This is a genomic window from Arthrobacter wenxiniae (assembly GCF_013376105.1).
In the GTDB taxonomy this organism is placed as follows: domain Bacteria; phylum Actinomycetota; class Actinomycetes; order Actinomycetales; family Micrococcaceae; genus Specibacter; species Specibacter wenxiniae.
This window is the reverse complement of record NZ_JAAMFM010000023.1, coordinates 60,226-71,974: the sequence shown is the minus strand read 5'-3', so window position 1 is coordinate 71,974 and position 11,749 is coordinate 60,226. Positions and strand designations below refer to the sequence as shown.

Here is an 11,749-nt window from a genome sequence, read left to right as displayed (position 1 = left end):
AGCCCCACTCGCCCTGACCGTCTGGCGCGCCGTGACCAACAACTACGCCGACAACTGCAACCAAAACCCCGACGGCGTCGGCTGCTGAACCCCGCCAACCGGAGCAGGACCACAAAAGTTCGACGGCGGCCGCCGGAAACCGGGTGCCGCCGTCGAAGGAAGAGAAGGAAAGGCTAGCTTCGACCCGACGCCTTGGCCTTCTGCAGGAGGACCCTTTCATCCAGCGGAGCGTCCTTGCTGGCCCGCAGCTTGCGGTAGTAGTCACGGGCTTCGTCCTGGCGCTCCCGCTCAATCCCCGTGGCGATCGTCGCGCGCAGGTGCTCGGGCCCGTAGCCAAAGGCGTCCACCAGGTCCAGCGCGTGCGGCCGCAACTTCGCCAGCACCCGGTTGATGTACGGGGCCAGTGTGCGCGCCCGCAGCATTGAGATCCGCCCGTTCATCAGGTACCAGTCCAGGTGTTTTTCAATCAGCCCCAGGCCAAAGAGGTCACGCAGGCGGGTGAGCACCTTGCGCGTGCCCGCGTCTTCAATGCGGCGCAGGGCTTCCGTGAACGCCTCCCATTGCAGCAGCTCGGCGTGTGCCCGGGCCGCCTCGATCAGCTCGTTCTGGTGTTCGTTGAAGAGCTCGGCGCCCTGGTCCTTGGAAAGCTTCGAGGCGCCCTTCAAAGCGGCTGCAACGTCAGCCACCATTGCCTGGACCCGGCCGGCGAGCAGCTCGTGCTGGGTGTCCTCGTCCTTGAGCGCCTTGGCCGACTTTTGCGCCGACCCTGAATCGGCCACAAACTGGGCCACCTGCCGCAGCCCGGTCTTGTGCCAGGTCAGCTCGGCCGCCTGGCCAACCACAAATCGGGCCAGCACACCGAAGTCCAGGTTGCGGAATTCCTTCGAATAGTCGGCCAGCAGCCGCTTCGCAACGAGCTGCAACAGCACAGTGTTGTCACCCTCAAACGTTGCATACACATCAAGGTCCGCACGCAGCGACGTGAACCGGTTCTCCACCATGAACCCGGCCCCACCGCACGCTTCGCGGCACTCCTGCAGCGTGTCCAGCGCATGCCATGTGGACAGCGACTTCAACGCGGCAGCCAGCGTTTCCAGGTCCTGGCGGTCCTCATCCGTGTCCTGGGCGCCGGAAAAAACGTCGTCGAACTTTTGCAGCAGCTCCTCGTGGGCGAAGGATGCCGCGTAGGTCGTGGCCAGCCGCGGCAAAAGGCGCCGCTGGTGCCGCTGGTAGTCCAGCAGCACCACTTCCTCGGTGTCGGACGCGGCGTTGAACTGACGCCTCTCCGTGGCGTACTGGATGGCAATCTTCAGTGCCACCTTTGACGCCGCCACTGCCGCGCCGTCCAGCGAAACGCGCCCCTGCACCAGGGTGCCCAGCATGGTGAAGAAGCGGCGGCCCGGGCTCGCGATGGGGGACGTGTACCGGCCGTCCACGGCCACGTCACCGTACCGGTTGAGCAAGTTGGTGCGAGGGATGCGGACGTTGTCGAAGTGCAGGCGGCCGTTGTCGATCCCGTTCAGCCCACCCTTGACGTTGTCATCCAGTCCGCCGATCCCGGGCAGGAATTCCTTGGTGGAAGGGTCCCGCAGGTCCACATAGAAGGCGTGGACTCCATGGTTCACGCCGCGGGTGATGAGCTGGGCAAACACCACGGCCGCCACCCCGTCCACCGCGGCATTGCCGATATATTCCTTCCACGCCGCACGGAAAGGGGTATTGATGACGAATTCCTGCGCATCGGCGTCGTACGTGGCGGTCGTGGCAATCGAGGCGACGTCGGAGCCGTGGCCAATCTCCGTCATGGCGAAGCAGCCCGGGATTTCCAGGGACATGATGCCGGGCAGCCACTTGTCCTGGTGCTCCTGCGTTCCCAGATGGAGCACCGCCGAGCCAAACAGGCCCCACTGCACGCCTGCCTTGATCTGCACGGACGGGTCGGCCGTCACCAGCTCCTCAAAACCGGCAACGTTCCCACCATGGTCCCCGGTGCCGCCGAGGCGCGGGGGGAAGGCGCGGTGGACCCCGTTCTTCTCGACCAGCAGGCCCAGCTGCCCGAACGCCCGCGCGCGGTGCTCGGTGTGCGTGAGCCCCTCGATCTTGTGCAGCTCGGGCATCCCGGCCAGCTCGCGCGCCTGAAGGCGGACTTCGGCCCACTTGCCCAGCAGCGCCTGTCCCAGGGCGGCCACGTCAATATGGGAGCTGTCGAAGCCGGAGGCCTTCGTTGCGGGGGTCAATAGCTCGGTCATGGGGTTCCTTCTGCTTGCAATGGGTGGACAGGGAGGCGTGGTCCGGGCGACAACTGCCGGGCAACGCCGTCGAACAGCCAAGCGGAAATCTGCTCGGCCATGGCCCGGGAATCGGGCTTCGCCGGCGCGGCCGCGGTCTTCAGCCACAATTCACCGGCAGTGCGCACCAGCCCGATCGCCGCCGTCGGCCAGTAGCCCAACAGGGGCGAATCCGCACCGCCCAGCATGTCCCGGAGCGGTTCGGAGATCATGGCCGTCACGGCATCGAAGAAGCCGGTGAGTTCGCCCTCGGGAAGGGACCCGGAGTCGGACGGGGAAGTCACAAACATGTAGACGTTCGGCGACGTCTCCGCCATCTGGAGATAGGCCGCGACCATGTTGACCAGGCCCTCGCGCGGGGTCCTGGCGGTCTTCCCGGCCGTCACGATGGTGTCCTGCATTTGCCCGATCACCACCTTGCCCACCGCCCGCTGCAGCCCCGCCTTGTCGCCGAAGTAGCGGTAAAAGACCGACTTTGAGGTGCCGGCGTGGGCGGCGATGTCCTCCATGGACGCGTCGAAGCCCAGGCGGTGGATGGCGCGGCGGGCCGCCTTGATGAGGGCACGACGGCGTTCCTCGCGGTGCGCCTCCCATCTCACCGAGCGCCCGTCAAGGGGTGCTCCGCCCGGCGTCCGGCCCGGCGGCGGTGCGGCCTGCCCCGCTCGTAACAAGTTCACGATACCCAGCGTATCAGGTACGCTGGGTATCAGTAATCCAGGGCACATCTAAGGAGACCGCTCCATGAGTTCCACCACGTCAGCAAACACGGCCGCGAGCGCCAGTGAAACCGCCAGCAAGGCGCCGCAAGGCATCCGCAAGGCGGTGGTGGTGGGCGGTAACCGCATCCCGTTTGCCCGGGCGGGCGGCGCCTACGCCCACGCCTCCAACAAGGACATGCTCACCGCCGCGCTGGACGGGCTCGTGGCGCGCTTTGGCCTGCAGGATGAATCCATCGGCGAGGTGGCCGCCGGCGCGGTGCTGAAGCACTCACGCGATTTCAACCTCACGCGCGAGGCGGTCCTTGGCTCGGCCTTGGCGCCCACCACCCCGGCGTATGACCTGCAGCAGGCGTGCGCCACGGGCATGGAGGCGGCCATCGGTCTGTCCAACAAGATCAAGCTGGGCCAGATCGACTCCGCCATTGCCGGCGGGGTGGACTCCGCCTCCGACGCCCCCATCGCCGTCAGCGAAGGCCTGCGCACCATCCTGCTGGACCTCAGCCGGGCCAAGTCCCTGGCCGAGAAGGCCAGGGTTGTGGCCCGCATCCGTCCCAGGGACCTCTCCCCGGATGCCCCGTCCACCGGGGAGCCGCGCACCGGGCTCTCCATGGGGGAGCACCAGGCACTGACCACCGCCCAGTGGAACATCACCCGGGAGGCCCAGGATGAGCTGGCCCTTGCCAGCCACAAGAACCTCGCGGCCGCCTACGACCGGCACTTCTTTGACGACCTCGTCACCCCGTACCGCGGCCTGACGAGGGACTCCAACCTTCGCGCCGATTCCTCGATGGAGAAGCTGGCCAGGCTCAAGCCGGTCTTTGGACGGAGCCTGGGGGACGCAGCGACCATGACGGCGGGCAACTCAACCCCGCTCACCGACGGCGCATCGACCGTGCTGCTCGCCTCCGAGGAATGGGCCCAGGCACACGAACTGCCCATGCTCGCCAACGTCGTTGACGGCGAGGCCGGCGCGGTCGACTTTGTGCACGGCAAGGACGGCCTCCTGATGGCCCCCGCGTTCGCCGTTCCGCGCCTGCTGGCCCGCAACGGGCTGGCTCTTGCGGACATTGACTACTTTGAGATCCACGAAGCCTTCGCCGGCACGGTGCTCAGCACCCTGGCGGCCTGGGAAGACGAGGAATTCGGCAGGACACGGCTCGGCCTCGACGGCGCCTTCGGCACCGTGGACCGCGGCAGGCTCAACATCAACGGATCCTCCCTGGCCGCGGGCCACCCCTTCGCCGCCACCGGCGGCCGGCTGATCGCCACGCTGGCCAAGATGCTCAGCGAGCGCGGCCAGGTCGACGGCCGCCCCGCCCGCGGCCTGATCTCAGTCTGCGCCGCCGGCGGCCAGGGCGTCGTCGCGCTGCTGGAAGCCAGGTAGGCGGCATGGCTGCACAGCGGAAAGTGCGCTCGGACAAGTACACGGAACTCGTCAATGCGGGCCTGGGACGCGACCTCGCCAAACGCCTGGGCCTGCCTCAGCCGGCCGTCCTGCGCCGTTGGACGCCGGGCGCCCCCCTGGTCCAGGGTCCGATCCTTGTGGTGGGCCACAGTGACGGGGCCGACGCCGTTGCAACAGCTCTCCTTTCCTGGGGCCAGGACGTGCGCCGGCATGCCACGCCCAAGGAAAAGGTCGGCGCCGTGGTGCTGGTGCTGGACGAACTCGCCCACCCGGATCAGCTGTCCGGTCCACTGCTCGAAGTGGGCGCGGCCTTGCGCGACCTCAATCGCAATGGCCGGGTTGTCAGCATTTCTCGCCAGCCCGGGGCCGGCGACGCACCGGAGACGGCTGCGGCGCGCAACGCGGTGGACGGCATCATGCGCTCCCTGGCCAAGGAACTGCGCGCGGGCGCCACCGCCAACGGCGTGCTGCTCGGCGGCGGGACGGCCGTGAACGCACCCAGCGCGCTGTCAGCACTGCGCTTCTTCCTTTCGGCGCGCTCCGCGTTCGTCGACGGGCAGTTCCTGACCGCCTCCTCGGACGGGAGCCCGGCAACGCCCGACTGGGACAGACCCCTTGACGCGAGGGTTGCCGTCGTCACCGGAGCCGCCCGGGGAATAGGCGCCGCGATCGCGCGCACCCTGGCCCGGGACGGTGCCAAGGTAATTGCGGTGGACGTGCCTGCCGCCGGTGACCGCCTGGCGGCCGTCGCCAATGAAATCCACGGGACGGCGCTGCAGCTGGACATCACCGCCACCGAGGCCGGCGCGCGCATCCTCGACCACGCGGCCCAGCGGCACGGCAGGCTGGACATTGTGGTGCACAATGCCGGCATCACGCGTGACAGGCTGCTGGCCAACATGGACCCGGCCCGCTGGGACTCCGTGATCGCCGTCAACATCGGCGCACAGCTGCGCATGAACCAGGCGTTCCTGGCCAGCAGCCACTTTGCCGACCACCCGCGGATCATCAGCGTCTCCTCCACCAGCGGGATTGCCGGCAACCGCGGCCAGACCAACTACGCGGCCTCGAAAGCCGGCGTGATCGGCATGGTCCGCTCCACGGCGCCCCTCCTGGCTGAAAGGGGCGGCACGGTCAACGCCGTCGCCCCCGGCTTCATCGAAACGGCCATGACGGCGAAAATCCCGTTCGCCACCCGCGAGGTGGCACGCCGGCTCAACAGCCTGCAGCAGGGCGGCCAACCGGAAGACGTTGCCGAGGCCATCGCCTACTTCGCCTCCGAGGCGTCGGCCGGGGTGACCGCCAACATTCTGCGTGTCTGCGGCCAGAACCTGGTGGGGCAGTGAGCGTGGACCACGTGCTGACGGAGATGCCGTCGCTGTCGAAGCTGTACCTCAACGCCGCGGCAGCTGCCGCCGTGCAGCGGCTCGTGAGGTCAGCACCCGTGGTGGCCCTTCCCACGCGTGCCCTCGAGGTCCGGGGAGTGACGGCGGACCTGTCCAAGCTCACGGCGTTCGCGCACCTGATGGGCAAGCCTGCCCGCGACGTGCTGCCGTCCGGATACATCCACGCACTGGCGTTCCCCGTCGCGATGAGCGTCATGGTGCAGGAGGATTTTCCGCTGCCGCTGCTGGGCATGATCCACCTGCGCAACCAGGTGGACCACCACGCGCCCATATCGTTCACCGACGTCCTGACCATCAGGTCGTGGGCGAGGAACCTGGCCGGGCACCGGGCCGGCACGCAGGTCCAGCTGGTGGTGGAGGTCCGCAACAACGAGGGCACGGCCCTGCTGTGGCGGGGGGTCTCAACCTACCTGGCCAAGGGCATCTACCTGCCGGGCCTGGACAAGCCGTCCCCACAGACGGCTGGGACCCGGCGCGAGGAGTTCTCCCCGCCCCAGCCCACGGCCCAGTGGAAACTGGGGGTCGACACCGGACGGGCCTATGCGGCCGTGTCCGGCGACTTCAACCCCATCCACCTGAGCGTCCTTTCGGCCAAGGCACTCGGCTTGCGGCGCTCCATTGCCCACGGCATGTATGCGGCCTCGCGGGTCGTTTCCGACATCGGCTCGCCCAAACCCGACGCCTTCAGTTGGGACATCAGCTTCGAGTCGCCCATCTTCCTCCCCGCCACGGTGTCGCTGCACATTTCGGACACCCTGGCGGGCGACGGCGGCTGGCTGGGCAGCGAGTTCACGGCCTGGAATGCGCGCAGCACGAGGGTGCACTTTCGCGGCAGCGTCACCGCCGGCACCACCCAGCCGTAGGGCACCTCGTGGCGGGCTGCCTTGTTGAGGGACACGTGCGCTCCCCGCAGGTGAACCGGGGGCGGGACGGCTCCGGGGAACGCGCCGCCCGACACCTACGCGGCCGACGCGAAGCCGGGCCACGCCACAGGCCACGGCAACCAGAAATTCGGCGGCGGATGGTGGGGGGTGCGGCCGGCCGGTCCGGCGGCCCCGACACCGCTAGAGCTGTGCCTGCAGCAGCGGCGCTTCCGGGCCGGGTGTGTCCTGTTCCTCAATGAGCAGTTCCCTCATGGAGCCCAACGGGATGCTGGTGGTCGCCACGGGCGACACCGTGATTCCCGGCGAGGCCTGCCACGTCGCGAGCGGAACCCGGTCTCCGGCGGTCGTGACAAGCACCAGTACGTAGGACCTGGACTCCGAAGGGTTGGACCCGGAGGGCCCCTCCAGGCTTGCGTAGCCCGCAGGGGTGGGGCCGGCCGTGTAGCTGCACGTCCAGGACAGCACGGTGCCCCACGGTTCCGCGCTCGCCTGGCCGCGCGCCGTCAGGACCCGCTGCCCGGAGCTCGTAAAGGCAAGCTGGACCGTTGCCCCGCCGGGCGTCATCGTGGCGTGCGCCGCCGGCGCCGGCGCGGGGGCAAGCAGGCTGGCGGTGACCGCGGCCGTGCCGCCGCCCAACATCAGGACGGCGGCAGCCGCCGCGGCCGCCAGGCCGGCCCTCCGGCGTCGTACTTTCCGGGCAAAGACAGCGTACGGGGCGGCGCTGGGCAACGGCTCGGACGCGTCGGGGTCCACGGCGCCGCGCCCCACCAGGGACAGCAGGCCGGGAAGCCCGGACAACTCGGCAAGGCGGTTGCGGCACGCGTCGCAGCCGTCCACGTGCTGTTCGTATTCGCGGCGCTCGGCCGCCGTCAGTGAACCAAGGACATAGGCCGCGTCCCAGGAGGAATACGGGTCAATGGCGGCAGGGGTGGTGGTCACCGGCTGCTCACACCCCTTTCCTCGAGTGCCAGCCGCAGGGCCCGGAGGCCGTAGTGCAGGCGGGATTTCACGGTTCCGTCCGGCACCCCCAGGGCGGCGGCGATGGTGCGCGTGTCCTGGCCGTCAAAGTACGCGAGCCGGATGACCTCGCGGTGATCAGGCGTGAGGGTGAGCAGGGCATCCTCGACCAGCCAGGCATCCAGGATGCGGTCCGTCTGGTCTGGCCCGGGATGCTCAGGCAGCTGGTCCGTGCCAATTTCATGGCGGTGCCGGGCGCTGCGCCAGTCGTCGATGACCAGGTTCCGGGCCACCGTGAACAACCAGCCCCGCAGCGCGGGCTCCGTGCGCTGCAGGACGTCAGGGTGCTCCCAGGCGCGGAGCAAGGTCTCGGCCACCACGTCCTGCGCCACCGTGCCTTCGCTGGTCAGGCGCTGGACGAAGCGGGTCAGCTGGGCGGCATAGTCCTGGTGGAGTGCGCGCATGGCTTCCTCACGCGTTGGCGTCCCTGTGCGGGCCTTCAGGTCCACAACCGCCCCTTTCCACTCTCCGGCTGCCGGCGGCAGCGCGGGCCTACCCTTAGTAACGGAGTCCGTGCCGAAATGGTTCATCTCACCGAACAACTGGCGGAGGGGCCCCTTGGACTTCCCCTCGTGTCACTTACGTGCCGGATGAACCGCGGCCCGCAGGAGTGCGTATTGGGGCTGTGAGTTCCCACGCCGACAATCCGGTATTCCGTACCAGTGGCATTTGAATGAACTATGAACTTGACGGCCTTCCACTGCACATTCTCCTCGTCCATGCCGTGGTCGTCACCCTTCCCGTGGCATCCCTGTGCACGGCCGCAACGATGCTCTGGCCCGCCGCGCGCCGCCGTCTGGGACTGGCTGCTGCTGCGGGTGGCACCCATTCCTGCCGTCCTGGCCCACGCCAACGATGCCAGGACGCTGCTCCCATGGGCCTGGGCCCTCTTTGGCGCCTCCCTGGCTGCCGGGATCCGGCACCGATACCTGCCCCGGCGTCGCATGGCCGTGCGACTGGGCAGCGGTTGGGGCCTGGCCGGGGCCTGCCTCCTCCCGACCGGCCCCCCGGCGATTGCTTCGCTTGGTACAGGCAGCGGCCCGGACAGCAAAAAGGCCCGGAAGATCAGTTGCGATTTACCGGGCCCTCATGGTGCGCGGAGGGGGCTTGACCCTCCCACCCCGGCGTTGTCACCCATGTCAAGGAAGCCTAGATTCCGGCGTTTTTGTTGCGTCTTGTTCCAGGAAGAAACAAAGGAAGCTTCCTGTTCCGACCACGCCACCCATGCGAAACGTCCCCACGGAAAGCCCGAATCATGGGTTCGCAGATACGGGCAAGGATTGCCCGTATTACCTCAACGCTCACCCGCCGGAGATGTTCGCGCATAGGGGTTTGCGTGAAAAGGACTTCCTCCCAAAACCACAGGATGAACGGCATGGACATGACCGCTGGAGAACGCAAGTACGAGCTGATGTCGCCCGATGAACTCGCGGAGCGGCTCGGTGTTGCCTTGCGAATGGTGCGAGAGATGTATTACACGAATACATGGCCGCATCTCCGGTTGAACAAGCGCACAGTTCGTTGCACAGAACACCTCCACGAACAAATCCTTGAGCTGAGCGAACGGAGGCCTGCCACCGCTGGTTCTCGGGGGAGCGTGGGACAACGGGACCATTTTGACATGCCAAGTATTGGCAGGGATCTACAGGGACAAACATGAGTAAACCGTGACGAAGACCTGCATCGGAACGCCGGAATGTCTGTTTGATGGCCCTTTGCAGGTGCATGGGCATGGCTGGTGGCATCTGACCGGTCGTGAAAGGTCGAACGTCGCGTGTCAACGAACGTCGTTTTTTCGGGGCATGACCTCTGGAACGCTCGAAAACCCGGCGCGACAAAGACGCAGGTCAGCGAGTTGAACCGTCGAGGAAGCGGCTAATGGTCACCAGCGGTGACATTTCGCGGTGCGAAAACACCCCATCTAATCGCTGCGATCCACTGCCGTAGTCGGAGCGATGGGTTGATGTTGTCACTTTTCGCCATTTGTTCTATAACTTATATAACAAGTAGGGAGGTGGGAGCAATGATCCTCAACGTCGACCTGTCCGGTGAGGTCCCGATCTACCAGCAGCTTCGGGATCAGATCGTGGAGGCGATTGCCGAAGGCGTGTTGATCGAGGGCAGCTTGTTGCCGGCCACCAGGACGCTCGCCGCTGATTTCGGGATCAACTTCCACACTGTGAACAAGGCTTATGACCTCCTGCGCCGGCAGGGCCTGATCCGCCTCAACCGCAAGACCGGCGCGGTAGTGACCACGACGGTCGCGGCCCCGCCGTTCCCCTCCGAGTGGACGGCAAGGGCCCGGACCCTTCTGGCCGAGGCTGTAGCCAGAGGATTGCCGGCTGACGAGGTTCTGACGACCTGCCGGTCGCTGCTTGATTCCTTTGTTACACCGCGAGAGGATACGCCATGAGCGCTGCCATAGTTCTGAGTTTTGTGTTGTTAGGGCTGGTGCTCCTGCTCGGACTGGTGCTGCCCTCGGTCACCAGCCCGACCGTGCCCTTCGGGGTCCGGGTGCCGGCCCGGCATGCCGGGGACTCTGCGGTAGTCCGGCAGACCCGCATCTACCGGTTGCGGGTACTCGTCGGCGGGGTTATCGCCGTCGGGGCCGGGATCGTCACTTACGGCGTGACCGGTGACCGGCTGCTGCTGCCGTTGTCGGTGCTGGTCCTTATGGGCGTCTGGTATGGGTGTTTTTTCCTGGCCAACCAGGAGATCCGGGCCGCCAAGGCTGCCGGGGGCTGGTACCGGGGCCTGCGTCAAGGCATTTCGGTAGACACGGAGCTGCGGACCGATCCGCCCCGGTTCCCTTGGCTCTGGCTGGCCCCTGCGGTGATCATCACCGTCGCCACGGTGGTGATCGGTGTGGTCAGCTACCCGTCGATGCCCGACATCCTCGCGGTGCACTACGGCGCGAAGGGCATGCCGGACCGGATGGCTGCCAAGTCGGCAGGCACGGCTTTCGCACTGGTGTTCGTCCAAGTCGGCATGACCGCGCTGCTCGGGGGCATGGCGGCCGCCATCGTCCGCAGCCGGCCCGACATCGACCCGGGGCACCCGGTAGGCTCCGCGCGCTGGTCCCGGCACTACATGTCCCTGGGCGCCAAGACGCTGCTCGGGCTGGTCGCGATGATCGACCTGGCGATGCTGGGATCATCGCTGCTGATGTGGACCGGGACGGTCACTCCCTGGGCGCCGCTGATGGTCGCGCTGCCAATCCTGGCCGCCGTCGTCGTAGCCGTTGTGGTCCTGGCCAGAAACAACCGGGAGCTGGACGGGACCGAGGAGAACACAGGCCTGACCCACCGGGACGACGACAAGTACTGGCGCGGTGGCCTGGTCTACATCAACCGTGAAGACCACAAACTGCTCGTTCCACGCCGCTTCGGTCTCGGATGGACCCTGAACCTCGGCAATCCCAGGGCCGCGATGCTCCTGCTCGGCGTTGTGGCACTTATCAGCCTGGTGATCACCCTGCGTCTGGGTGGCTGACGCCCACGGGCGTCGTCCAAGGCCAGGGGCACCAAGGGTGGCATTTAGCGCCCCAAGAACAGGCCCTCCTGATGCGCCGTGGGTTGATTCCGGCTTGGGCGCATTGGCGTGTGGCCCCCGAGGCTGAGCATGGCCAGGGCGATGAGTGCTCCGGGTTTCTTGAAGCCGATGGCGGGCGGGTGGTGAGCCGGATTTTGGTGTTCATGGATTCGATGCGGTCGTTGGAGAGTCCGTGTTTGAGCGAGGCCAGAGTGGCTACGCGGTGTTTGACGATGTTTTTCTGTAGTTGCCGAAGGCCTGGATTCGGGACCGCTGGGCCTAGGTGACCCATCCGTCCAGTGTTTCTGCGGCTTCGGCGGGGTGCTATTCTCGTCTGAGCGGGACCTTCTTGTCCCCCTGCACGGCCGACCGGGGGACCGGCTGATCCGGGCTTTGTTCTGATCAGAAAAGGTTTCCCGTGCGTCGACTTCTCTCTTTCAGCGCCACCACTGCGCTTTTCGTTGCCGCCATCGGCGCTTTCCCCGCCGCCGCGGTGGCC

Annotated in this window: 9 protein-coding genes and 1 pseudogene; 5 read left to right on the top strand and 5 right to left on the bottom strand. The window is 67.1% G+C overall.

Features of this window, described 5'->3' with window-relative positions; genetic code table 11:
* Nucleotides 1–173: 173 nt before the first annotated feature.
* On the bottom strand, nt 174–2,249 hold the full coding sequence (locus G6034_RS14260; RefSeq protein WP_176635766.1) for an acyl-CoA dehydrogenase family protein: 2,076 nt from the start codon (nt 2,247–2,249) through the stop codon (nt 174–176).
* The gene (locus G6034_RS14255) at nt 2,246–2,965 is read right to left on the bottom strand and encodes a TetR/AcrR family transcriptional regulator (protein WP_343038072.1); all 720 of its coding nucleotides are present in this window, start codon (nt 2,963–2,965) and stop codon (nt 2,246–2,248) included. The genes G6034_RS14260 and G6034_RS14255 overlap by 4 nt, the downstream gene beginning before the upstream one ends.
* Nucleotides 2,966–3,029: 64 nt before the next feature.
* Here G6034_RS14255 and G6034_RS14250 point away from each other — a divergent pair, with 64 nt between their 5' ends.
* From G6034_RS14250 to G6034_RS14240, 3 genes are read left to right on the top strand one after another with little or no spacing between them, the layout of a single operon-like run.
* Nucleotides 3,030–4,391, top strand: a complete 1,362-nt coding sequence (locus G6034_RS14250; protein WP_176635764.1) for an acetyl-CoA C-acetyltransferase — start codon at nt 3,030–3,032, stop codon at nt 4,389–4,391.
* Between the two features lie 5 nt (nt 4,392–4,396).
* Entirely contained in the window at nt 4,397–5,758 is a 1,362-nt protein-coding gene (locus G6034_RS14245; RefSeq protein ID WP_176635763.1) for a 3-oxoacyl-ACP reductase, read from the top strand.
* 23 nt (nt 5,759–5,781) lie between these two features.
* Nucleotides 5,782–6,681: a MaoC family dehydratase gene (locus G6034_RS14240; RefSeq protein WP_176635776.1), complete on the top strand. Its 900-nt coding sequence runs from the start codon at nt 5,782–5,784 to the stop codon at nt 6,679–6,681.
* Between the two features lie 201 nt (nt 6,682–6,882).
* Here G6034_RS14240 and G6034_RS14235 read toward each other — a convergent pair whose 3' ends face one another.
* Together G6034_RS14235 and G6034_RS14230 are read right to left on the bottom strand one after the other, a co-directional pair.
* Entirely contained in the window at nt 6,883–7,641 is a 759-nt protein-coding gene (locus tag G6034_RS14235; RefSeq protein WP_176635762.1) for a zf-HC2 domain-containing protein, read from the bottom strand.
* Nucleotides 7,638–8,168, bottom strand: coding sequence for a sigma-70 family RNA polymerase sigma factor (locus G6034_RS14230; RefSeq protein WP_343038070.1), 531 nt, complete (start codon nt 8,166–8,168; stop codon nt 7,638–7,640). The genes G6034_RS14235 and G6034_RS14230 overlap by 4 nt, the downstream gene beginning before the upstream one ends.
* Before the next feature lie 1,574 nt (nt 8,169–9,742).
* On the opposite strand from G6034_RS14230, the gene G6034_RS14225 reads away from it, so the two are divergent.
* Both G6034_RS14225 and G6034_RS14220 read left to right on the top strand, forming a co-directional pair.
* The gene (locus G6034_RS14225; RefSeq protein ID WP_176635760.1) at nt 9,743–10,132 is read left to right on the top strand and encodes a GntR family transcriptional regulator; all 390 of its coding nucleotides are present in this window, start codon (nt 9,743–9,745) and stop codon (nt 10,130–10,132) included.
* On the top strand, nt 10,129–11,211 hold the full coding sequence (locus tag G6034_RS14220; RefSeq protein WP_176635759.1) for a DUF1648 domain-containing protein: 1,083 nt from the start codon (nt 10,129–10,131) through the stop codon (nt 11,209–11,211). Before G6034_RS14225 ends, G6034_RS14220 begins: the two co-directional genes overlap by 4 nt.
* Before the next feature lie 44 nt (nt 11,212–11,255).
* Here the strand turns inward: G6034_RS14220 and G6034_RS19885 are convergent.
* A pseudogene (locus G6034_RS19885) lies at nt 11,256–11,568 on the bottom strand (transposase); the annotation flags it as partial.
* Between the last annotated feature and the right edge of the window lie 181 nt (nt 11,569–11,749).